We start from the raw sequence: 23,292 nt of genomic DNA on the forward strand, positions 1-23,292 counted from the left end.
GGAAATTTGCCCTCTACTGACGGTTGGCGATCGTCATCTGTCCGCGGAGGCCGGCAGATGCCAATTGATAGTTGACGGTGATCAGTCCGATGATGTCGTCGACGGTGTTCAAGCGATGCTCGATGGTTCGATCTGACGTTCGCCGAGAACCGGGGACACCCTCCGCCATCTCCGCAGCAGTTGTTGTCGGGTGAACGATTTCGAGGACCCACTCGTCGCGTAACTCCGTCGGCTTCAGCGAGTCGCACTGTTGCACAACTCGTCTGGATGCATCGCGAATGGCTGCGCACGCCAGACTCGGCGGAAGCGAGTTGGTAGCAGACCACCCGTGCGCCTGCTTCACCACGACGGTTTCGGTCGAAGGAGACGTAGCGCTGACCAACCCGCAGATCACGTCATCTCCAGTGACCAAGCCGACCGGCACGCCGTGAGTAGCCGCGTAGAGCGAGTTCACATCGCTTTCCGACACGGTCCTGCCGTCGAGACGAACATCCGTGAACAGAGCCGAGAACGTATGTGCCAGCACACCCGGACCACCCGCAGGAGCGTGGTAGCCGACGAAAAGGGCCACGTCGTGTTCAGCGGTGAGACCCTCTGCCATGCACTGCAGTTTCGGCGATCCGAACAGAACCCGCGCCCGCGGATCCAGTTCGGCGTGCAGCAGATTGTCCATCGTTCCATGACTGTCGTTGACGAGCACCGATTGCGCGCCCGCGTCGAATGCTCCGGCGATTGCCGCGTTGGCCTCGGCCGTCATCAGTGCTTGCGCACGTTGGTATCCGTGACCTCCACGAACTATCTGGTCGAGCGTCGCAATTCCTGCGATGCCTTCCATGTCCACCGAAATATAAACGTGCATAGTGAGACTCTCCGTTTGTCGATTGTCTTCGTGACGACTCGGTCCGGGGCGGTCAACCGTTCGGGATGGACAAAGCTTCTCGTACCGTATTCGCCAGGACGACCGAGGCCGGCACCTCGAGAGGCGTCGTGGCAACCAGTCGATTCTTCGTGAGCGCGAAACTCAAACCGTAGTCCGGATCGGCAAACCCGTACGAACCGCCGAACCCGCTGTGGCCGAATGAATTCGACCGTCCGCCCATTGCAATCCCTTTGTCGCCCAGTAGATAACCCAAACCCTTGCGGACCGGCGCCTTGTGCGTTTGATCGTACGCATCGGTTTCCAGCGTCGTTGCCAGAGTGGTCCGCGCTGGCGGGAGTAGACGCACTCCGTCCACACCATCGCCGATCAACGACGCATAGTGTTTGGCCAAGGATCGAGCGGAGGTGATGGCACCTCCGGCAGGGACAGCTGATGCCTGAATCGACGGAGTGTTGAAGAGCTCCGCCATGATCCGAGTATCAGGGCTCGACGCGGGACCGGTCAGAACTGATTCGTCGTTCGCGAGAACCGCGATGCGGTCCCTAACCGAAGGAGGGACGCCGAAGAACAGATCCGTGATACCCAAAGGCTCGCAGATCAGTTCGGCGACGATCTGGCCGAAGGGCTTCCCGTACACGCGACTTGCTACCTCGCCGAGAACGAATCCGGAAGACAGTCCGCGGTACGCGGTCTCGCTACCCGGAGTCCACATCGCCTCGGACTCGGCCAGGCGAGCGCAGGTGCCGTCCCAGTTGTCGAGGTGAAAGTCGTGTGTTATGTCCTGGACTCCGGACGTGTGGACGAGGACCTGTCGAATAGTCGCCTCTCCCTTGCCGTTCTGTCCAAACTCCGGCCAATAGTCGCTGACCCGTGCGTCGTAGTCGAGTTCGCCGCGTTCGGCAAGCAGATGCACCGTCGTATACATGAGACCTTTGCTGCACGAGAAGATCGGGAACAAGGTGTCACTTCGGACGGGCGCAATTCGAGTGGGTTCGGTGTGCCCGGACCAGGCATCTACGATCAACTGACCGTGCTGGTACACCGCAACCTGGATGCCGAGTTGGGTGTCTGCGGCGACCATTGCGTCGAGTTCGGCCTGAACCACCCGCTGTACGTCGACAGTCATCTTTTGCGTCCCTCGTGCTGGGCGATCTCGGTACGAAAGTACTCCGAGACAACGGTGGTCAGTGATTCGAGGTACCGTTCGCCGCGTGACTCCAGTGCGGCGACGGGGTCGCCCAAGATACCGTTCACCGACAATGCTTTTGTCCCGCCGTCGAACAACGCGGTGGCAGTGTCCTTGTCGAAGCGTCCAAGGAATCCGGGCTCGGCGGCGTTCATGTCGACGAGGTCGGGTCGCAGTGCGAGGACTATCGATGTTTCGAAATCGCCGGCATGAGAACCGCAGGCCTCGGGAGAGATCGAATCCTCCTCAGCCACTGCTTCGAAAGCTGCGAGCAACTGGAGAAGATCGGTGTGCGCATGAATCCGTGTCTCGCCGATCCGGGGTCCGACTCTCTCGATCAGATGCGCGAGGGGTTCGAAGTTGCCGCCGTGGCTCGAGATGACGAGGATATTGTCGAACCCATGAGCGGCGAGACTGCGAACGTAATCTTCGACTACGTCGAGAAACGTCGCCTCGCGCAGAGAGACCGTTCCGGGAAACGACATGTGGTGCGGGGAAACTCCGAACGCGATGGTGGGCGCCACCATTGTCGCCCCGATCCGTGTGGCGACGGCAAGCGAAGTGGCAGTGCCGATCAGGGTGTCCGTGGACAGAGGCAGGTGCGGGCCGTGTTGTTCGGTCGCTCCCACCGCGAAGATGACGTTGCGGATCCCGTCGTTCATCGCCTCCTGCATCTGGGTCCACGTCATCTCCGCCATCGAGGGGGGTGCGCCGAGCGTAGGGCTCATCAGGCTGTTACCGCCGTCGCAGCGGCGTCGCGGCTTGCGTTCCGAAGGCTGTCGATCGCAAGTGCGGCGATCTTCCCGATTGCCGCGTCCACCTTGCTGTTACGCATGTAGTTGTTCTTGTCCCTCAGGAAGATCGCTACAACGTAGAGATCCTCGTCGCCGAAGTCGACGACGCCCACCTCGTTGCGAACCCCGGCAAGGAACGTGCCGGTTTTGCCGGAGATCGTCGGTCCGTCGACGTACGCGGAGGAGAGGCGGTGAGGCGCGAACTGCAGGCCCATCACTCGGCGTACTTCTGCGCAGGCTTCGGCGTCTGCAGCCTTGTCCGTCCAGATGAGGCTGAGCAGTTCGGTCATCTCACGAGGGGTACTGGTGTTACCGCCGCGCGCGTTCAACGACTCGCCTGCTGCGATGGCCGCGACGAACTCGTCCTCGGGAAGCCCGAACGGGTTGCCGGTGGAGGTGTTCTGCAAAGTTGCGTATTCATCGGTCGAGAGTTCCTGGAGAGCAAGCGAAATGATGCCTTCGCAATCGGTGGTGATGGAGGTCGAGTTCAATCCGAGCGCGCGGAGTCGGCTCATGATGTTCTCGGTACCTACCATCTCTTGCAGAATGTCAGTGGCGGTGTTGTCGCTGACCTGCATCATGAGCAGGGCCAAGTCCCGGATGGATACTTCCACGTCGTCCGTCATCGCTGAAATCCCGGAGGGCCCGATGGTGCGCCTGTCTGCAGGGACCTTGATTCGGTCGGCCAGTTGTATGCGTCCTTCGGATGCTTGGGCGGCGACCTCGAGCATGACGGGGACTTTGTAGGTCGAGGCGGTCACCGAACGTGCATCGGCGCCGGAACCGATTTCGAGGTTTCCGTCGAGGCTGCGGACGTGAAACGCAACGGTGGCGTTTGCGTCGTCACACACGTCGGCGATGGAGGCGAGGATCCTGAGGGGATTGGTGCTCATGGTATTCCGTTCCGGGGGTTGGTGTGAAGGAGAATGTTTCGGTCAAGGCAGTGACGTGTTCATGAACTCGCGGAATTAGGCGGGGCGTAAAGATGACAACGCGCCTCACCTGACGGCGTGGAATAGGTCGGGGGCGAAACCGTGTCGCAGATCGCGCCGATGCGTAGGTGACATCTCTCGTGAAAGACACAGCCGCCCGGCGGGTTGTCAGGCTTCGGGGGCTCGCCGGTGAGGATGATTCGCTCTCGCGCAGCTTCGGAGAACAGTGTCGGCGATGCCGAGGCCAATGCGCGTGTGTACGGGTGTGCGGGGTCGGTCAGAATGCTCTCGGTCGAACCGTACTCCTGCACCTGACCCAGATACAGGACGGCAACCTCGTCGCAGAAGAATCGAACGACTCCAAGATCATGACTGATGAAAAGGAAGGATGTTCCGGAGTCCTCTTGAATGTCCTTGAGGAGGTTGAGAATCTGCGCCTGCACCGAAACGTCCAGGGCGGAGACAGGTTCGTCGGCGACGATGAGTTTCGGTTTCGCTGCGACGGCGCGTGCGATCGCCACTCGCTGGCACTGCCCACCCGAAAGTTGGTGTGCGTACATGTCTCCGTACGAAGCGCTCAGTCCGGCACGGTCGAGCAAATCGTCGACGTCCTGGCGACGCGCCGAATGCCCGCCTATGCGTAGTGGTTCGGCGACGGCACGCCAGATCGGCAGCTTCGGATCTATCGATGCGCGCGGGTTCTGGAAGATCATCTGCACCGATCCCGGGGTTCGCTTGCGAGAGGACTTGCCGGTGACACGCTGCCCCAGTATTTCCAGGTTGCCACCGGACGGCTCGAGCAGGCCGGTCACAACTCGACCGAGAGTGGACTTGCCGCTTCCGCTTTCACCGACCAGTCCGAGAGACCGCCCTGCCGGGATCGACAGGTCGACGCCCCGAAGCGCCTGCACGGCGCGGCCGCCCAGACGTGTCCGGAAGGAATGGGTGATCCCTTCCAAGCGGGCCACTTCGTGTGTGGAAACTAACTGGTGTTTGGTCATCGAGCCACCTCACTTGCCAAGACGCGCTGATGTGAGCCGGTCATCGGGTGCAGACAGGCCGCGAGATTGTGTCCACTTCTTTCGAGTTCGGGCGAGCCTGAAAGACATTCGTTGCCCGCACGGTCGCAGCGTGGGGCGAAGTGGCAACCGTGGTTTCGGTCAGACAACGGCGGCACGATCCCTCGTACCGTCTTCAAACGCCGAGCACCCGAGTTCATGCTTTCCAAACAGTCGACCAGTGCGTGCGTGTACGGATGCTCCGGTTCACGCAGTACGTTGTCGACGGATCCGGATTCGACGATCTTGCCCGCGTACATCACGTACGCCCGGTTGCAGTGTTGTGCAACCAGCCCGAGATCGTGCGAGATGAACATCATGGACATCCCCTCGTCTTCGATGAGACTGTGCAACAGATCCATGATCTGCGCTTGCACTGTTGTGTCCAATGCGGTGGTCGGCTCGTCGGCGATGAGCATCGTCGGTTCGCAGGCCAGAGCCATTGCGATGAGTACACGTTGGCGCATCCCACCGGACAATTCGAAAGGAAAGGCACCGGCGACCCGATCCGGGGCCGGAATCCCGACTCGGGCAAGCAGTTCGCGTACTCGTTTGGCTGCAATGCGTTTGGTGACCTTGTGATGTATACGTACGAGATCGCCGAGTTGTCGTTCGATGCTCACCACTGGGTTCAGCGAGGTTCCGGGGTCCTGGGGGATCATCGCAATGTCGGTGCCTCGAAGCGGGGCCAGCGCACCACGGTCGGACATGTCGAATTGCCGGCCGTCGAAGACCATCTCTCCATGTGCCGCTAGGGAGCCTTCGAGGAGGCCGAGTACGGAGTACGACGTCACTGATTTGCCGCAGCCGCTCTCACCGACCAGTGCGACGCTCTCACCCGAATTTATGTGGAAGCTGACTCCGTCCACTGGTCGCAGTGCGGGATTGTCTGCCAGTGCTACACGGAGATCCGTGATCGACAGCAGCGGTATCGTCATCGGTTGCTCCTCGGGTCGAGCGCGTGGCGAAGGCCGTCTCCACAGACCAGCAGAGTGATGACGACGAGGGCGATGGTGCATCCGGGGACTATCGACATCAAAGGCAGGTCGATGCTGTGGGTCGACCCGAGGGCGAGCATGTTGCCCAGAGACGAGGTCGGTGGCTGGATACCGAGGCCGACGAAGCTGAGCCCGGCTTCGGCGATAACGGTGAAGGCGAAGATCAGGGTCAGCTGAACCGACACTGATTCGATCATGTTCGGCGTGACGTGCCGAACGATGATGCGCCAGGTCGGAACTCCGCTCACGGCTGCGCTGTCGATGTATTCCTCTTCACGAATCTTGAGTACGACACTGCGTGTAACCCGTGCGAGATACGGCGTGTAGCCCGCAACGAGAGCGATGACCGTACTGGTGACCCCCGCTCCCATTGCGGCGATGAGCGCCAGTGCGAGCAGCAATGAAGGCAAAGCCAGCCCGACGTCGATGACCCGGGCAATGACGGTATTCGCAATTCCACGGGTGAAGCCTGCCAGCATTCCGAGTGGTAGCCCGATGATCATGACGCCCAATGTCACTGCAGCACTGATGGCGAGTGAGGTGCGGAGTCCGAACAGTAGACGGCTCAACTGATCTCGACCCAGATCATCGGTGCCGAGGAGATGCTCACCGTTGGGTGGGGCGAGAGTCGACGTGAGATCTTGGACGTTGGGGGAGTGCGGCGCGAGAAGAGGCGCGAGCACGGCCGCCGACACCAGTACGAACAGAATGCTCCATGCCACCTTCTGACCAGGCAAGGAGAGAATGCGGGCCGTGAATCGACGCCGCTGACGGGTGCTCGGCGCGATTGGGGAAGACGGGGAAAGCGCAGCTCCGAATGACTCAGTCATTGTCGGTCCTGACTCTGGGATCGATGAGGGAATAGACGACATCCATCAGAAGATTGACAGATACGACAACGATGACCAGCACGAGGATGCAACCCTGCACCACTGTGTAGTCGCGAGCCAAGACGGATTGAACGAGGAGTCGGCCCATACCGGGAACGGCAAAAGCATTTTCGACGAGGAGTGCTCCGCCCATCAGCGCGCCCATCTCCAGTCCGGCGATCGTCACAGTGGGAAGTAGTGCGTTCCGTAGTGCGTATCGAGAGTAAACGCGACGCTCGGGGATCCCGAATGACCTTGCCGTCCGGACGTAATCGGAGTTGAGTGTGCCGATCAAGGATGCACGCGTGGTCTCGAAGAGCAGAGTCGACATACCGACACCCAGCGCGATGGTCGGAAGAATCATGTGTTGGAAATGCGCACCGATACCGTCACTGATCGACGAGTATCCAAACGTCGGCAAGACGTTCTGGAACGCGATGATCAACAGGAGAGCCAACCAGAAGCTGGGTACTGCGATACCCAGCGTTCCGACCAGTCGGACACTCCGGTTCGCGCGATCGCTGGTGAACCTTGAAGCGAGGACGCTCAGTGGTACCGCGACCAACAATGCGAAGCCAAGCGCATACATGCCCAGTTGAAGTGTTACGACGATGCGGTCGGACAGTAAGGTCGTCACCGAGTCGTTGAGCACCAACGACTTTCCGAGGTCGCCGCGAGCGGCGGCGGACAGCCAGTCGAAATACTGGACCACCACCGGCTTGTCGAGACCGAGTTCGGAACGAATACGTGCGATCTGCTCAGGACTGACAGACCCGCCCGGCCCGCTCACTGTGCGAGCGGGGTCCCCGGGGATCGTCCGAAGGAGTACGAACATCAGGAATGTTGCGGCGAGTCCGACGATTCCCAGTTGTGCGGCATTGACCAACAGGGTGCGCGCGATTCGACGCAGCCGGCCGGACGAGGGCGCGGGCTCTCGCTCCTTCGGCGGCATGTCGGAATCAGGTACCGCTTCGATCACGCTCACTTGGCGAGCCAAACCCTCGAGAGTGGATTGGTGCCACCCTCCGTGAATTCGTATCCGCCGACCGATGGGCTGGTTGCGGCGATCTTCTGCGGGTACACGGTGAACGCTGCGTAGGCATTGTCCGCGATCAGCTTGGATGCCTGCTGGTACATCTGTGCCCGTTGCTGCGGATCCTGTTCGGCGCGAGCAGCGTCGAGCAGTTTGTCGAGTTCGGGATCGTTGATCGAAGAGGCGTTCAGATCGCCCTTACTGTGGAACAAGGGGTAGAGAATCTCGTCGGGATCGACGGTGGCCGTGGTCTGACCGCTGTTCATGACCGTGAAATTCTTTGCTGTGTAGGTCTTCTGAGCCCAGGATCCGAACTCCTCTTTGCTCAGGTCGACCTTGATGCCGACGTTCTGGAGCTGTTCGGCAACCGCATCGGCTTCTGTCGAGAACGGAGTCTGGGTGAAGGTGCTGAACGGAACCGTCGTACCGAGGTCGAAGTTTCCGTTCTTCAGGAATTCCTTTGCCTTGTCTGTTGAAAACGTCTGTGAGGCAAGACCGGAGAGGTCCGAGTAGGCATCGCCGATTTTCGGGCTGAGGGGCCCGCTCGCCGGATCGGCGTATCCCTGGTAAATGCCCTGTGCGATACCGTCACGGTTGATCGCTGCAGAGAACCCGCGGCGTACGTCGACGTTGTCGAAAGGCTTGACCGCCTGGTTGAAACTGACGTAGTTGAACGTGTTGCTGATCGACGTCTTGATGACCGAGTTGCCTCGGCTTTTGACTTGTGCGAGTTGGGCCGGTGTCACACCGAGAACATCGAGTTCCCCGTTGACGAATGCCTGCATCGAGGTGGTCGGGTCGGGAAGGATCGAGATCTTGATCGAATCCAGGTAGTTGTCGTCAGCCCAGTAATCGTCGTTGCGGACGAGCCTGATGTACTGACCGGTCTTGTACTCCTCGAACTTGTACGGACCGGTGCCCACCGAAGCTTTGAACGGGTCGGTCTTGGCGTACTGCGTCACGGCGGTTGGGGACATCATCATCACCCGTCCACGGCGCAACGAGGCGACAAATCCACCGGCGGGGGTCGAGAGATTCATGGTTACTTCATGGGGTGCGCTGACCTCAACCGATTCCAAAGACGGCGGCAGGTTCGCACCGGTTCCATTCGGGTCGAGCAATCGATCGAGATTGAATTTGACTGCTTCGGCATCGAACGGCGTTCCGTCAGTGAACTTCACACCATCGCGGAGGGTGAAGACGTACTGCGTGGGGGAGGTCTGCTTCCAGGACGTAGCGAGTTCGGGTACCGGTTGACCGTCCTTGAAGTCGACCAGACCGTTGTACGCGAGGGTAGCGATCGATGCTGTGCCCACCGAGGTGACGGCCATTGTTCCCATGTCGAACGCAGGTGCAATCGGTTCTGCGCCGATCGAAACTCGCAGTTCACCGCCCCGCTGCGGCTCGCCGGCGGGCTCGGACGAGGCGCCGGCGTCTTGAGCTGCGCCTGAACAACCACGGAGAACCAGTGCGAGTGCAGTTGCAGTTCCCACCAGAGCGGTACGCCTCGAGAACCGCGTCATTGTCTTGTCCATCAGATCCACCTTCGGGCCGTTCGTTCGGAACGGCGGGTTCGTACGGAGCCTTGCGAGGATGCATTAGGTGTAATACCTTACCGATTGGATGTCAAGGAATTTCAGTGAACTAGCCCTGAAGTACACCCCGAGAAACGGAATCGGAAAACGATGGAAATCGAAGATCATGCAGTGGCTCCACACATCGCCCTCGCCAGGCTCGACTCGCTGATTCCCGTCGGGGTCGCCGTCGCAGCGGTGGCCAGTGCCATCACCGAACTTCACGAGGGGCGGCTCGAACAACCACCGCGAACGGTCGTGGCGGACGGCCAGCTGCTCGTGATGTCCGCACTGCATCGGACCACCCGAGACGCCGTTGTCAAGACGCTGACGATCTACGACATCGACGGAAGCAGGCGCATCGAAGGAACTGTGCTCTGGTACGACGGAGCCACCGGACTTCCGCGGTTCAGCGTGGAGGCCCACCGGTTCACCGCGCTGCGAACCGGTGCGGTCTCCGGTGTGGCAACGGACGTGCTGGCGCCCGAAAAGGTCCGGCGTCTGGCGATCCTCGGCTCCGGCGCCCAGGCCGCGACACAACTTGATTCCTGCTGCGCAGTACGGGAATTCGAGGAGATTTCGGTATACAGCCGGACTCTCGCGCATGCACAACGCTTTGTCGACGAAGCAAAAGTGAGGCATCCAGGACTCCGGCTCTCGGTAGCAGGATCGGCAAACGAATGCGTCGGAAATGCTGACGTGGTGTGTTGCGCGACCGGCGCCACGTCACCGTTGTTCGACCTGGAAGCACTGCCGGCAAACGTCCACGTCAATGCAGTCGGATCCTTCCGTCCGTCGATGACGGAACTCCCTGCCGGGCTCATCAATGCTTCGACGGTCACCGTCCTCGACGACGTAGCCGGATGTCTGGAGGGATCGGGCGAAGTCAGGTCGGCAATCGAGCGAGAGTTCCCCATCTCCGACCTCCGATCACTGGGCGCGGTAATGGAATCCGGCGTGGAGCGTCACGGTCGCACGGTGTTCAAGTCGGTCGGGTGTGCAGCACTCGACTGGGGCGTCGGCAAAGCGATCGCCGACAGGCTCGAGCGCGTCGTACTTTCCTGACCGATCACAAGGGCCTGCCCCAACGGATCCCTTTGTCGGGACGGGCCTTTCGGTGAAACTTGCGCGAGTTGGGACGTGCGCTCGAGTTGGGGAGTGCGCTTTAGCTGGTCGCATCCTTCTGGATCAAGAGCATCGCGTCGTCGACCGGATCGAAGTACAGAGCCGGGTCGGCAACCAGTGCAGCGTCGTCACCATGAGTTTGCATGGTGACAACCCAGGCACGATCGTCGTGTTCCACGTAATAGGCACCCGCGAGAACCCCGATGGAACTGCCGCCCTTGAATCCGCCGTAAGTGAACCATTTCGCGGACTCGTCACTGAGCGCCGGATCCTCGGCGAGAATGTCTCGAACCGGTGCGCCGCTCTCGGTCTTCGCCTTCTCTTGCAACGTGACCAACGCGGCACGCAGGTCGGCGGGCGAGGCGAACCAATCGATGTCGAAAGGCCATGCGGGGGTGGTGAATGCTGACGCCGGGATGTCCACCAGGCCGCCAAGTAGTGCCGCGAGTATCGCTCGACGCTCGTCCAGAGTTCCGTCGCGCCAAGCGATACGTTGTGCGCCTTGGTCCCCCCAGCCGAGTTGGAACAGTGCGCGGGTCGGCTTGAGCGGGATGTTGAGCGAAGTATTTGCCATGCCCATCGGGGCGAATTCGGCTTCTACCTGCTCGCGCCCGACAGCAGCGATCAGCATGTCGGTGGCGGTGTTGTCGCTGATCGAGATCATCTTGCCAGCGGTATCTCGGACCGTGACTTCAGTTCCCGATGGCAGGTCCTGCATGGTCCCGCCGGGCATCGATTTGAGGTCGTCGGTGATGGTGAGCTTCTGATCCCAGGAGAGTGTCCCGTTCTGGACGGCCGTCGCGACCGCGCCGAGAACGTACAGCTTGATCGTTGACCCTGTGGGCTGTGGTGAGGTGTCGCCGACACTGAAGACTTCGGCGTTCTTTCCTTCGGTGACCTCGGTGACGGTCAGATTGGTCGGCGCGGGAAGCGCTTTGACAGCTGCCTCGAGTTCTTGCCAAGACGCGGCCGGCACATGAACGTCCTTGGTCGGTGTGATCGCCATTCCGAGGATCAGCCCGTTGCCGTCGACGACGACGTTGACGTCGAACGCACCGCCGGTGGTGCTGGTGATGGAAACTGTGCCGTCGGAGTCGCCTCCCTTGTACTTCACTGTTGTCCAAGGCTGTCCGGCTCGGATGGAGTCGAAGTCCGGAGGTGTCAGGACGACGGGTGCAGTGGGCCCGAAGTGTTCGGCGATTTCTTCCTGGGTCAACGGCGTGCTCGTGTTGAACGCACTGAGAAGCCAGGTGATCTGCTTGCCGACGGAGCTGTCAGGGATCGTGACCGTAGTGGGTGCCGCGGTGGGGGAGGTCTTTGTGCTGTTTTCAGAGGTTTGTGCGGAATCAGTCCCGGAAGTACATGCGGCGAGGGCGAATACCGCTGCGGAGGCAAGTGCTACCAGCGCGAGCGGGCGGCCTTTCCTGCGTGTGTGTTCGAGTTTCATGGACTTATTTCATCAGCATCTTCTTCGGCGCGCGTCCGTCTGAGGTGTAGACATACTCAGCCTGAGGTACTGAATCGGTTCATCCTCGAGTACCGTCAACTGCGTGTAGTGGTGACACGCACCTTGCAGCTGGACAAATGGGAGAAAGGCTGCACTCGAAGAACTTTCGTGATGACTGCGAGAGCTAGTTCTTGGTCGCGGCCAAAAAGGACGGTTGCGTTGACAGCGCTGCGATTTCTTCGGGGAGTTCGGGGATCCGGCGATCGTACAGTTCTGCCAACTCGACCGAGCTGAAGCGTCGGACAGTCCAATTGTGTTCAGCCAACCACTGGCCCGGATCGGATCGCTTGTCGCTGTAGAACAGTTGCGAAATGTCCAGGTCTCCGAACGGGTCCTTGGCGAAGTACTTGGATCTGATGGCCGCAAGCTTGCTCGGGTCGGTTCCGGCCGGAAAGTCGTTCACCGCCAAGCGACTACCGGTGGCCGAGAGTTCGTCGATCCGCTCGAACAGGGCGTCGTGGGCCGGGCCGGGGAGATAGGCGAGCAGGCCTTCCGCCGACCAGGCTGTGGGTTCGTTCGGGTCGAAACCAGCCTCCTCGAGTGCGGCCGGCCAGTCGTTTCGCAGATCAGTAGGCACAGTGCGTCTATTGGTCTTCGGCTGGGCGTCGTGCGCCGCGAGCACTTCGGCTTTGCACTCCAGCACCTTTGGCTGATCCACTTCGAATACCGTCGATCCTGAGCTCCAATCCAGCCGGTACGCACGCGAATCCAACCCTGCTGCAACGATTACCGCCTGCCTTACTCCGGATTCGGTTGACGACGAGAAGAATTCGTCGAAGAACCTGGTTCGCAACCCCATGAAACCGCCGAAGGGGGTGTCCTCGAGGAGTGTGGGATCTTTCAGAAGAGCTGTGAAATGCGGCTCGGCTGCAGCTTCTACGAACCACGATGCGAACTTGTCCTCGATGATCGCGTCCGGACGGGTGCTCTCCAGTGCTCGGAACGTTGCCACTGCCAGCGCGGTAAGTCCGACGCTACTGACGATGTCCCACGTATCTCCATCGCTCCGCATTGTCTGGGTGTCCTTCCGCTCTTGACGACTGAGCCGAACTCTCTCGACCCTACGCCCGTGTGACCCCTCGTCGCCTGGAACGGAACGGTCGGACTTGGAGCAGCAAATACACGCTGACCGGATCGAAAAATTCTGCAGTGCAAGGCGTTCGGTTTGAATCAGCATCCTGCCAGGAATTTGCCAGGTCAATGCCAGTGGGCGGCAAGGATGCAGGACTTCACTGGGGTGTGCCTCAGGGCTGAGAGAGAGCCTCGAGAATCCTTCGGGCAGGGGATTGATCGTGGCATGACCATCCGCCGGAACCACTTCGTGGGACCGTTCGGTTCCAGCTGATCTCTCGGACCGCACAACGAATGTCCCGTCGAGAAAGAGAGATGTGAGCCCATGTTGCAGGAAGGCTCGCTGGATGTATTGGCCGCCGCGGCGCGGAGCGGTAGCCGTGAGTCCATGGCCAGTTTGTATGCGGCGTTTCGTCCGATGGTTGTGCTGCGGTGCCGCGCCGAGCTTGATCAGGCCGTTTCCGATTCCGCCGCGGATGCCGCGTGCGTCGCCGTTCTCACGGCAGTGTGCGACGGATCGGAGACGTATCAGCCTTTTCTACGCGTGCTGTACGCGAGTACAAGCATCGCGATTGCTCGGGCGGCATCCGACGGGTTCAGCGGTGGATCGCTCCCGCCTCCGACAACGCTCCCGGTTGTCGAACGCGATGTCTTGGTGTTGCGGCTGATCGTCGGGCTCGATACAAAGGCGACCGCAACGTCGCTTGCCCGTACGACAGACGAGGTTTCACTCGACCTGCATCGGGCGCTGCAGCGACTGCGAAAGTTGTCTTCTCCGAATGCAATCAGAAAAGTATTGACGGTCACCCGTGAGGTCGGCGAAGGTTGGCACTCTGGCGTCTGTCGAGGGCGATCTGGGGGATCGCCCATCTCGGACTGATGGCTCTCGTGACATGGTGCCTCGTTCTTGCTCAGCCTTCGAATCGAGTATTCCTGGATACCAATGTATTTCGAAGAGTACCAAGCTTTTCGACTTCGACCTCGACCTGATCGCCTGGTTGTAGTAGCCATTGGGGTGAGCGTGCGTAGCCGACTCCCGACGGTGTGCCCGTAGCGAGGAGATCGCCGGGGTGCAGTGTGAAGGTCTGAGAGATGTGAGAGAGGGTGTCGCCGACTGTATAGACCATTTCGTCGGTGCGGGCGTCCTGAACGATTTCGCCGTTGACGCGGGTTTGTATTCGCAGGCCGTCGCGCAGGTCGCCGACTTCGCTCGCAGGAACCATCGGTCCTAGTGGGCCGGATCGGTCACCGTTCTTTCCGAGTATCCACTGCGAGGTGAGTTTCTGTGCTCGCCTGCAGGTGAGATCGTTGAACGTCGAGTATCCGACGACAGCTGCAAGGGCCTGGTCGGGAGTGGCGTCGGCAAGCTTTTGCCCAACCCAGGCGACCCCCTCTCCTTCCCAGTCGAGACCCTGCTCGTTGGCTGGAACGGGGACATCGGTGTCGCCGACAGTGAGGGAGTTGGGCCACCGGGCGAACAGAGTCGGATAGGCGGGTAGAGGATCTGCGCGGTAGCTCCCCTCTGCGACGTGGGCAAGATAGTTCAGTCCGATGCAGACCACCCTCGCGCCCGGCAGGACCGGTGGAACGAACTCGATGTCGGCTACCGGCAGGTGTGGCCCGGTCGGAGTCGTCGCGAGCTTGCCGGCGGGATCCGACCAGAACTCTTCGAGAGTGCACACGACACTCACGTGGGAGCCGTCCTCGGACAGTTGAGCCACCTGAACTCCGCGATCGGGTTGCTGAATCCCAACGATTTTCATCAGTTGCCTTTCAGGTTCGAATTAAACCTATAAACCTTCGGAGGTTTATGGTTTCATAGGACTATGCCTCACGACACCCCAGATGGACAAGGCGGACGCATGCCCCGGATTTCTGTTGCGCCGAGTGACCCGATTTCTGTGCTGTCCAAAGCGGTGGGGAGGGGGACCCGAGCCGAGCAGTTGGCGGCGGCGATCGACAGCCGGATTCGGGAGCAGAACCTGGAGCCCGGTGCGCCAATCGGCACGCTGGAATCGCTTCGCGGCGAGACCGGATTTGCATATTCGACTGTCAGCGAAGCGGTTCGACTGCTTCGTGATCGGGGAGTGCTGGAGATCCGCCAGGGGCGAGGTGGCGGCTTATTTGTCGCAGAGAAAAGCCCGGCGGTTCGCTTGCGCCATACGTTGCTGAGTGTCAGCGAGGGGGCCTCGGTCGTCGCGGATGCCATCGAGTTGCGTGATCACCTCGAAATCTTGATCGACACTGCTGCGGCTCGGCATCGAAGCCGGGCCGACATCGCCGACTTGGGGGCACACCTGAAGCGGATGGAATCCGCCCCCGACTGGGACACCTTCCTCCGAGCGAACTGGGCCTTGCACGAGCGAATCGCGACGATCGTTCCCAATGACCTTGCGCGATCGGTCTATATCGGCACTCTGGGCCCGCTGCACGGCACGGCCACCGAGTTCGACAACGAGCGTGACGCAGCGGGCTACCGCACCGAGAGGTTTCACATCCACGTCGAACTTGTCGACGCAATCTCCGCCGGCGATGTGGCTGCAGTACGTGCGGCCGTCGTACGGCACAACACTCCAGTCTGAAAGGACGATTCATGTCCGGTGAGTTCCGCTCACATCTGTTTCCTCACGACCATCGCCGACTATCGAGTGTTCGAGGTTTGGATCCCTACGCCTATCGCGATGTGTCAAGGCGGCCTGGGACCTTTACCGGTGATCTCGTTGAGGGATGGAAGCCGCTATATCTCAACGAATTTCGAGGAGTCACCGAAAACGGCACGATCACGGACGGGCTTTACCCTTTGACAGCCGTCACGCACGGTGAAGAGGCTCCGGTGGATGAAATGGTGGATGCTGCGAGAGATCTACTTGCGGAGTTGAGTGACGTCGATCGCTCCAGGATCAGTTATCCGATCGATGCTGTCGAGTGGCAGACGTGGGCGAACCCCGAGTTCATGCAGTTCGACACCGGAGTACGACTCGAGTTCCAATCGCAACGTGTTCGACAGTTGGCTTTGCGATTGGTCGAGGCCTCGCTGAGCCCCGAAGGTTTCCGAATCGTCCGAAACATGATGTTGATCAATGGTTTTCTCGGCGAGGTTGTCGGATTGGAGACGATACTCAACGAATTCAGTTACAACGTCGCTCTGTACGGTGAACCGAGTGTCCTCTCGCCGTGGGGATGGCAATTGTACGGTCACCACTGCGCGGTCAACTGTCTGATCATCGGCGGGCGGATGGTTGTGAGTCCGGTCTTTCTCGGCGCGGAACCCAACGAGATAGACGATGGTCCCCACGCCGGCATCGAATCATTCACTGGTCGAATCGAACTCGGTATAGAACTGATGGCCGCACTCACTGACGACCAGCGGCGTGAGGCCACTGTATACGGGCTGATGAACGATCCGGCCATGCCTCCCGGGCGAGTACACCCCGGGGATGAGCGGCACCTCGCCGGAGCGTTTCAGGACAACCGAGTGATTCCCTTCGAAGGCATTCCCGTCGATCAGATGGACACGCGTGCCAGACAACTAGTGCTCGCGATCGCCGAACAGTTCGTGGCATTGTTGCCCGCGGGACCTCGGACTGCTCGTCTGCGCGAGATCGAAGAGCACCTGGACCGGACATGGTTCTGCTGGATCGGCGGGCACCGCCCTGGAGACGTCTTCTACTACCGCATCCAATCCCCGGTCTTGATAGCTGAACTGGATCACCACTGCGGTGTCTTCCTCGACTACGACACTCCTCAGCCCTTCCATATTCACACGGTGATGCGCACTCCGCATGGCAACGATTACGGACGTTCCTACGTTCGACAGTGGCAAGAGCAGACGGAATCGTGACCTGCAGTCAGCTCCAGGGAGTCGTCTCGGCCAGACACTGGATTTCGAACCTACTTCACACGTACGTCGACTTTGCGGACCGCAAAGACGTCGACGGTGCTGTGGGGCTCCTGGCTTCTGCCCGGGTTAGCTTCCCCGGGACGGGTTTCGATCATCCGGACGATGCGGAGAAGTTCTTCGCAGAATTGTGGAAATCACCTGTCGCACATCGCCATGACGTCAGCAACCTCGTGGTGCTCGCCGGGTCTGGCCCCCGAGTGTGGAAAGCTCACGCGCACTACACTCGGTGGGTGTTCGAACCCGATCCCTCGGTGCACACCCTCGGTGAATACACGATGGTTGTCGACGAACGAGACTGGAGCATCATCGAACTTGCGGTAACCAGGACCTGGACGAGGAGTTAGTCGTGGCGAACATAGGCAGGGCCACGGTGATTCTGGATTCGATCGCCGAGAGTCGCTGGCCAATGACGCTGACAGACCTCGCAACCCGCACCGGACTTCCACGTTCGACGGTGCACCGAGTTATTCAAGCTCTCGAACGTGAGTTGTACGTGGTCCGAGTTCCGGACAGATCCGGATACATCTTGGGCCCCGGCTTACTCAAGTTCGGGATGAATGCTCACCTACGGCTCCTCTCGGCCAATCGATCTCAGCTGGCGACGTTGGCTCGTACCGTCAACGAGAACGTGGAGTTGGCGATCTTCAGTGGTCGCGAGGTTGTCGTCGTCGATCAGATTGCCTCACCGGAAAGGCTCAGAGGCGTCACCAAGGTCGGCAAGAGCTTTTCGCTGCATGCGAGTTGTATCGGGAAGGCCATGCTTGCTCAGTTGCCGGAGGAGCAGGCAGTTGCGTTGTTGTCACCGGTTCTACCGCGATTTACGGATAAGACGATCACCGAACGGGCGGCGCTGCTGGCGGAACTGGCGGAGGTGCGTCGCTCCCACGTCTCCGTCGACATCGAGGAGCACGACGTAGGGATCTGCGCCGTGGCTACTGCAATGATCGGACCGACTGGCGCGCTTCAAGCGATCGCCATCGTCATTCCGTCCGGGCGGTTCAAAGCGAAGAAGGAACTCGCGGTCGAAGGTCTCAAAGTGGTGAACAGTCAGGTGGATCTGGGTTTGTCGCGAGCGCAATTCTGAATGCGACTGTCTGAGAGCTTCTTCTGTGTGCTCCCGTGACTTCTGCAGATCGCGCGAATCAGTTCCCGGCTCCTACTGGGAGGTCGGGAACTGATTCGTGATCAGTGGTATCCCTACCGTCTGAGTCGTCTGTCTGCAAAACAGAGTGCACAGACCGCGACCATGCACACTGCCGCGGCACCCGCGAACGTACTGAACAATCCGACGGCTCCACCCGACGCAATGGAGGTACCGCCGATTACCGGGCCTAAGAACGCCCCGACGAATGATGTCCCGTTCGACCAACCAAGGGCAGTTGCTCGTGCAGGCAACGGGTAGACATCGGCTGTGGTCGTGTGCACCAGATTCATCGTGGAATGGCCGCCGATGCCCATCAGTGCCACACAAATCATGGTCCCCGTCAACGATGTCGGCAGATAGACCATTCCGAGAAGTCCGACGAGCGTGCACGCGCTGGTGGCTACCGCTACAACTGAGGCCCCGCGGCGGTCGGCCGCCCACGCACTGGCAAAGGAACCGATTACTGCGGCACCGGTCAGAGTAAAGGTGATCACAAGAGCAGTGTTCAGCGTGTACCCCAAGTCAATAATCGACTGCGCTGCCCACACGTTGAGTCCCTGCCACGCAACCATGTTGGAGATTGCGCATACCGCGACAACCAGTGCGATTGTGGACCCGCGGCCGGTGAACAGTGCGGCAATCTTTTGCCGACCAGACCATAAACGCCCCGCCACCTCCTGGGGAGTGTCGGTCGGGATGTCGATTATCACGACGGCGGCGAGGATCACCAGAGCCGTACATGCACCGATGAAGAACATCGGGCGCCATCCGAGCGCAGGAAGCACTGGAATCGCGAGCAGTGACGCGACGACGCCGCCGAGTGGGATACCTGCCATTGTGATCGTGACGACCAACGACGCCCGTGACGATGCCGCACTGTTGCGAGCGACTGTCATCGCGGTGGTGAGCGCGCCGCCCACGCCGAATCCAGTGACAAATCGACCCACTGCGAGCATGACGATGCTGATCGACGCTCCGGTGATCACGGCTCCGAAAGCGAACAGTGCGATGGCAACAATGAGAACCCACTTTCGACCGGAGCGCTCGGCAGCGAGAGGGGCCAGTACAGATCCGGCGATGGCTCCGATATAGACGAGCCCGCCGACCAGCCCTGCTTGTTGATCGGTTATGCGCAGGTACGAGTCTTCCAACAGCAACGGAATAACAGATCCGTAGACGATCAGGTTGAATCCCTCGATCACGGTGATAACCATGCACAACCCGATGACTGCGGGGTGGGATCGAGTCTCCCCACGTTCATCGGTTCGCGCGGGTGCATTGAGATGCATGTGTTGTCTCTCCAGACAGTGAGCCCGATTCGGGCGGTCGATGTGATGCGTGCCATCGTCCGATGTCGACTTCTCGGGCGTAACCGTTTAGTCCCGGAAACCGGGACAAATGGGGTGACGCGCAGCACATCTGGCTCATACCTTCAGCTCGTTGGAAAAACTCGATCCGAGGAGCTGAATCAATGGACCTGTCAGAAGTCACCGCTCTACTAGATCCGAAGCCTCTGCAATTGGAGATGGGATACGAGCGACTGCCATCTGGAGGGCTGCACGTCGCAGTCCGTACGGATATGCACGGTTGCACCGGCGAGATGCTCGAATGGTGGGTCCGCTGGCGTTGCGACACACAGAAATACATCTGGTGGCATCCCATCGACCACACGTACAGCAGTTGGCAGGGTAATCTCTCGGACGACACTCATATCGGCAGCGAGCACGTCGTCACCGAATACTTCTCGGGGCAGCCGGCCGATGATCTGGTCATCCAATTTCGGGATCCGTCCGAGTTCTTCGACGAAGACGCCTATTCCAGAGCAAGAGAATCCGGCGCTGTGTCCGGAGTGATTGTCGGACGATTGGGGGTCACCCACAATCCACCTCGTCTCCTGGACGGGCGCGTGCTCGGCGGCAGGCTGCTGCACATCGCTCGCGATACCGAGTGGGGGATGGCCCTGCGAAGTCACTTCTTCATCGGACACGATCTCGAGACACTCGGGCAAACCGCGGAACAGATTGCGGCACAAGCAACTGTGGAGTTCGGTCAAGGACTCCTGCAGCACGCGTACGACGAGTTCACATTTTTGTCTCGTTTCCTGCCGTCGCTCTACGTAGCCGAAAACCGGGACGTATCTCCGCCGCGAGCACCGTGGTGACGGCAGTTGTCTCGGTGCCCGCCAGGGTCGTGCACCCGTTTCCGGCGGCACCGAGAATTTCGGCTCGTCCCGATTTCCGGGACCTGATCCGTGACAAAAGGAATTAACGAACCGATCCTTGTTCTCAACATCAAAGCTATTTCACCAGAACGGAATTCGCTGTGCAGAGTGTCAACGCCGAAGCAACGAGGATAGCTGCTGACGTGATGATCGTCGGTTTCGGGCCGGTGGGGAAGCTTCTCGCCGTCAAACTCGCTCGGAAGGGCCACGATGTCGTCGTCGTGGATCGAAATGAAGTCGGATACCCTCTGCCGCGTGCAGTAACCCATTGCGCCGATTTCGCGCGAATCCTGCAGTCGGTCGGGCTGGCGCCGGACACCATTCCCGAGATAACCGAACCTTATGACGACATGTATGTGTGGCGAAACGGTGACGGGCGGACACTGGTGGAGGTCGACTGGAGTGGTAAAGGTGAATCCGGTTGGTACAACACCTATTTCTTCAGCCAGCCCGCATTGGAAGAGGCCTTGGACGCCATTGTCGCCGGGTTGTCCAATATTCGGGTGATGAGGGGGTGGGAAGCGGTGGCATTGACGCAGAATTCGGCACTGGCAACAGTAGTCGTCCAATCCGTGGACAGCGGTAGGTGTGTCGCCGTCGATGCGCAGTGGATTGTCGGTGCAGACGGGGCGAACAGTCGCGTTCGTCAATGGGCCGAAATCGACTGGCACGACGAGGGGTACTTCTACGATTGGTTGGTTGTGGACGTCAAACCTTCGGGCGGAACCAGTTTTCCGAACGTTGCCGCGCAGAATTGCGACTACCGACGCCCTTCCACGATGGTTCCCGGTGGTCCGGGCCGCCGTCGCTGGGAGTTCATGCGACTGCCGGAAGAGAGTCGAGAATCCCTTCAGCGCGAAGACACGGCATGGGAACTGCTCGAGCCGTATGGGCTGACCCCTGACAATGCAATCCTTGAACGGCATTCCGTGTACACGTTTCAGGCTTGCTGGGCGACGCGATGGCGACAAGGACGCGTGTTGCTCGCCGGCGATTCCGCGCATCTTATGCCGCCGTTCGCCGGACAAGGCCTGGGTGCTGGTGTCCGTGACGTGATGAATTTGTCGTGGAAGCTCGATGCGGTGTTGCGTTCGGCAGCGGACGACCACCTGCTCGATACATATGGAACAGAACGACTAAGGCACGCACAAGCTTTTGTGCAGTTCTCGACCGAACTAGGTCAAGTCATCTGCATGTCCGACCCGCAGCAAGCTGCTGAACGTGATGCCCGCATGGTGGCGAACTGGACTGCGGGAATGAAGCCTCCTGCTCCGCCACGACCAGGGCTCGGCCCAGGGATACATGTCGGGACTGCCGGTGGCAGTCTGGCTTTACAAGGTCAGGTTCGAGTCGGAGATGGCGAAGTTGCCAAGTTCGACGATGCGTTCGATGGGCCAGGGGCTTTGATTTCACGCACATCGGCCGCGCTGCGAGAAGTTCCGGAGGCGACGCGAACAGCTTTGGCGACGTTGGGGATCGACCTCGTAGCGCTCGGAGGTGCCGAATCGGCGGGCGTGACCGTTGTCGACGACGTCGACCTCACCTACACGCGCTGGCTCGACGATCAGGACGCAGATGTCGTTCTGGTCAGACCGGATTTTCACGTCTACGGCGTTGCTGGAACGCACCAGGCAACCGAGCTGGCAGCAGGTTTTCTACACAGGTTGCGTGTGCCGGAACCTGCTCGGACGCTTGCCTGACAGCGCGACCGCCACATCGACTATCGACAGGAAGTTACATGTTCAACTCAGTGACCGACGACATCGATTCGGTCGAATCATCTTCGGAACAATCCGGATCCGATGTTCGAAGAGGGCCCTTGGCAGGCATAGTCGTTGCAGACCTCACGCGCGCACTCGCGGGACCTCACGCTTCAATGATGTTCGGCGACCTGGGGGCGACGGTCATCAAGATCGAGACACCCGGTACCGGCGACGATACGCGCGGCTGGGGGCCACCTTTCATGGAACCTGCAGGTGCACAGCGAGAATCGACATACTTCTTGTCCACGAATCGAAACAAGAAGTCAGTCGTACTCGATCTGAAATCTGAAGAGGGTCTTGCACTACTGGAATCCCTTGTCTCACGCGCCGACGTTCTGATGGAGAATTTTCGGACCGGCGTCCTCGATCGTTTGGGGCTTACCGCCGAACGACTTTCGGAGCTGAATCCGCGGCTCGTCGTGCTGTCCATCAGCGGATTCGGTCACGACGGACCGGAAGGCGGACGTGCGGGGTACGACCAAATCGCACAAGGGGAGGCGGGTCTGATGTCGCTGACAGGTTCGGGTCCCAACGACTTCCAAAAGGTCGGAACTCCGATAGCCGACCTACTGGCAGGGATGTACGGCGCATTCGGTGTACTCGCGGCACTGCAGGAGCGAGCGCGAACCGGCGTTGGGCAGACGGTACGAACCTCTTTGCTGGCCGGCATAGTAGGTATCCACGCCTTCCAAGGAACTCGATTTACCGTCGCTGGTGAAACTGGTAAGGCACAAGGGAATCACCATCCGTCGATCTGCCCCTACGGGCTCTTTCCGACAGCTGACGGCGTAGTTCAGATTGCGGTTGGTAGTGAAGGACTTTGGAAGCGGTTCTGCTCGGGCTTCGGGTTGGCCCCAGATGCCCCCGGGATGGAAGACAACTCCGAACGAGTTCGAAACAGTAAGGCGGTCCGCCAGCTTATCGAAAGCATTTTTTCGAAGTATGGCACGGACGAGCTGCTGCTCGAGCTGGACCGTACGGGTATTCCGGCGGGACGTGTTCGTGGAATCGACGAGGTGTACCGCTGGGAACAGACTCGTTCGCAGGGGTTGATGGTCGAAGTCGAACACGAAAGCCTAGGTCGGATAACGCTTCCTGGGCCCCCACTCCGGTTCTTCTCTGTGGACGGCATGGAGGTCACGAAGAACTGTCACTCGGCTCCACCGCTTCTCGGTGCAGACAACGCTGTTATCACCGGTTGGCTCAGCGAAGCACGCCGATGAGACAGACATCGAT

General features: G+C 60.1%; 22 protein-coding genes. 9 read left to right on the plus strand and 13 right to left on the minus strand.

Translation table 11 applies throughout. The annotated features are described in order from the left end of the window. Positions 1 to 13 precede the first annotated feature (13 nt). From A2J01_RS14330 to A2J01_RS14370, 9 genes are read right to left on the minus strand one after another with little or no spacing between them, the layout of a single operon-like run. Positions 14 to 859 carry a M55 family metallopeptidase gene (locus A2J01_RS14330; protein WP_064112942.1) on the minus strand — a complete coding sequence of 282 codons (846 nt, stop codon included), beginning with the start codon at positions 857 to 859 and terminating at the stop codon, positions 14 to 16. A 52-nt stretch (positions 860 to 911) separates the two neighbouring features. Further along, complete coding sequence (locus tag A2J01_RS14335) at positions 912 to 2,006, minus strand: serine hydrolase domain-containing protein (protein WP_064112943.1); 1,095 nt, start codon at positions 2,004 to 2,006, stop codon at positions 912 to 914. Beyond that, positions 2,003 to 2,794, minus strand: coding sequence for a creatininase family protein (locus A2J01_RS14340; protein WP_231915788.1), 792 nt, complete (start codon positions 2,792 to 2,794; stop codon positions 2,003 to 2,005). The genes A2J01_RS14335 and A2J01_RS14340 overlap by 4 nt, the downstream gene beginning before the upstream one ends. Continuing rightward, positions 2,794 to 3,753, minus strand: a complete 960-nt coding sequence (locus A2J01_RS14345) for a serine hydrolase (protein WP_003945892.1) — start codon at positions 3,751 to 3,753, stop codon at positions 2,794 to 2,796. Before A2J01_RS14345 ends, A2J01_RS14340 begins: the two co-directional genes overlap by 1 nt. Before the next feature lie 59 nt (positions 3,754 to 3,812). After that, a complete protein-coding gene (locus A2J01_RS14350; RefSeq protein WP_037132368.1) occupies positions 3,813 to 4,793 on the minus strand; it encodes an oligopeptide/dipeptide ABC transporter ATP-binding protein in 981 nt (326 codons plus the stop codon). Continuing rightward, positions 4,790 to 5,788, minus strand: coding sequence for an ABC transporter ATP-binding protein (locus A2J01_RS14355; RefSeq protein ID WP_051649482.1), 999 nt, complete (start codon positions 5,786 to 5,788; stop codon positions 4,790 to 4,792). The genes A2J01_RS14350 and A2J01_RS14355 overlap by 4 nt, the downstream gene beginning before the upstream one ends. Next, positions 5,785 to 6,678 carry an ABC transporter permease gene (locus A2J01_RS14360; protein WP_064112944.1) on the minus strand — a complete coding sequence of 298 codons (894 nt, stop codon included), beginning with the start codon at positions 6,676 to 6,678 and terminating at the stop codon, positions 5,785 to 5,787. The genes A2J01_RS14355 and A2J01_RS14360 overlap by 4 nt, the downstream gene beginning before the upstream one ends. Then, on the minus strand, positions 6,671 to 7,702 hold the full coding sequence (locus tag A2J01_RS14365; protein WP_003945487.1) for an ABC transporter permease: 1,032 nt from the start codon (positions 7,700 to 7,702) through the stop codon (positions 6,671 to 6,673). The genes A2J01_RS14360 and A2J01_RS14365 overlap by 8 nt, the downstream gene beginning before the upstream one ends. Beyond that, positions 7,699 to 9,285, minus strand: a complete 1,587-nt coding sequence (locus tag A2J01_RS14370; protein ID WP_156519277.1) for an ABC transporter substrate-binding protein — start codon at positions 9,283 to 9,285, stop codon at positions 7,699 to 7,701. Before A2J01_RS14370 ends, A2J01_RS14365 begins: the two co-directional genes overlap by 4 nt. A 150-nt stretch (positions 9,286 to 9,435) precedes the next feature. On the opposite strand from A2J01_RS14370, the gene A2J01_RS14375 reads away from it, so the two are divergent. Beyond that, positions 9,436 to 10,389 (plus strand): ornithine cyclodeaminase family protein, encoded by a 954-nt coding sequence (locus A2J01_RS14375; RefSeq protein ID WP_051649480.1) that lies wholly within the window; start codon positions 9,436 to 9,438, stop codon positions 10,387 to 10,389. Positions 10,390 to 10,489: 100 nt separating this feature from the next. Here A2J01_RS14375 and A2J01_RS14380 read toward each other — a convergent pair whose 3' ends face one another. Both A2J01_RS14380 and A2J01_RS14385 read right to left on the minus strand, forming a co-directional pair. After that, entirely contained in the window at positions 10,490 to 11,896 is a 1,407-nt protein-coding gene (locus tag A2J01_RS14380; protein ID WP_064112946.1) for a serine hydrolase, read from the minus strand. Between the two features lie 184 nt (positions 11,897 to 12,080). Beyond that, entirely contained in the window at positions 12,081 to 12,968 is an 888-nt protein-coding gene (locus tag A2J01_RS14385; RefSeq protein WP_064112947.1) for a class I SAM-dependent methyltransferase, read from the minus strand. Between the two features lie 384 nt (positions 12,969 to 13,352). On the opposite strand from A2J01_RS14385, the gene A2J01_RS14390 reads away from it, so the two are divergent. Next, positions 13,353 to 13,907: an RNA polymerase subunit sigma gene (locus A2J01_RS14390; RefSeq protein WP_042920190.1), complete on the plus strand. Its 555-nt coding sequence runs from the start codon at positions 13,353 to 13,355 to the stop codon at positions 13,905 to 13,907. A gap of 31 nt (positions 13,908 to 13,938) precedes the next feature. Here A2J01_RS14390 and A2J01_RS14395 read toward each other — a convergent pair whose 3' ends face one another. After that, positions 13,939 to 14,790 (minus strand): fumarylacetoacetate hydrolase family protein, encoded by an 852-nt coding sequence (locus tag A2J01_RS14395; protein ID WP_064112948.1) that lies wholly within the window; start codon positions 14,788 to 14,790, stop codon positions 13,939 to 13,941. A 99-nt stretch (positions 14,791 to 14,889) separates the two neighbouring features. Here A2J01_RS14395 and A2J01_RS14400 point away from each other — a divergent pair, with 99 nt between their 5' ends. From A2J01_RS14400 to A2J01_RS14415, 4 genes are all read left to right on the plus strand, one after another. Further along, a complete protein-coding gene (locus A2J01_RS14400; protein ID WP_047269287.1) occupies positions 14,890 to 15,609 on the plus strand; it encodes a FadR/GntR family transcriptional regulator in 720 nt (239 codons plus the stop codon). A gap of 251 nt (positions 15,610 to 15,860) precedes the next feature. Next, positions 15,861 to 16,868 carry a DUF3500 domain-containing protein gene (locus A2J01_RS14405; RefSeq protein WP_257216902.1) on the plus strand — a complete coding sequence of 336 codons (1,008 nt, stop codon included), beginning with the start codon at positions 15,861 to 15,863 and terminating at the stop codon, positions 16,866 to 16,868. Then, entirely contained in the window at positions 16,865 to 17,272 is a 408-nt protein-coding gene (locus A2J01_RS14410; RefSeq protein ID WP_042452483.1) for a nuclear transport factor 2 family protein, read from the plus strand. The genes A2J01_RS14405 and A2J01_RS14410 overlap by 4 nt, the downstream gene beginning before the upstream one ends. A gap of 2 nt (positions 17,273 to 17,274) precedes the next feature. After that, a complete protein-coding gene (locus A2J01_RS14415) occupies positions 17,275 to 18,012 on the plus strand; it encodes an IclR family transcriptional regulator (RefSeq protein ID WP_042452480.1) in 738 nt (245 codons plus the stop codon). Between the two features lie 113 nt (positions 18,013 to 18,125). On the opposite strand, the gene A2J01_RS14420 is transcribed toward A2J01_RS14415, so the two are convergent. After that, the gene (locus tag A2J01_RS14420; RefSeq protein WP_042920185.1) at positions 18,126 to 19,361 is read right to left on the minus strand and encodes an MFS transporter; all 1,236 of its coding nucleotides are present in this window, start codon (positions 19,359 to 19,361) and stop codon (positions 18,126 to 18,128) included. Between the two features lie 182 nt (positions 19,362 to 19,543). Between A2J01_RS14420 and A2J01_RS14425 the strand changes: the two genes are divergently transcribed. From A2J01_RS14425 to A2J01_RS14435, 3 genes are all read left to right on the plus strand, one after another. Continuing rightward, positions 19,544 to 20,233, plus strand: a complete 690-nt coding sequence (locus tag A2J01_RS14425) for a DAPG hydrolase family protein (RefSeq protein ID WP_064112949.1) — start codon at positions 19,544 to 19,546, stop codon at positions 20,231 to 20,233. A 161-nt stretch (positions 20,234 to 20,394) separates the two neighbouring features. After that, positions 20,395 to 21,993: a bifunctional 3-(3-hydroxy-phenyl)propionate/3-hydroxycinnamic acid hydroxylase MhpA gene (gene mhpA, locus A2J01_RS14430; RefSeq protein WP_042920183.1), complete on the plus strand. Its 1,599-nt coding sequence runs from the start codon at positions 20,395 to 20,397 to the stop codon at positions 21,991 to 21,993. Between the two features lie 38 nt (positions 21,994 to 22,031). After that, positions 22,032 to 23,279 carry a CaiB/BaiF CoA transferase family protein gene (locus tag A2J01_RS14435; RefSeq protein WP_007734649.1) on the plus strand — a complete coding sequence of 416 codons (1,248 nt, stop codon included), beginning with the start codon at positions 22,032 to 22,034 and terminating at the stop codon, positions 23,277 to 23,279. Positions 23,280 to 23,292: the final 13 nt, after the last annotated feature.

It is taken from the genome of Rhodococcus sp. EPR-134, from assembly GCF_001647205.1.
GTDB lineage: Bacteria > Actinomycetota > Actinomycetes > Mycobacteriales > Mycobacteriaceae > Rhodococcus_F > Rhodococcus_F qingshengii.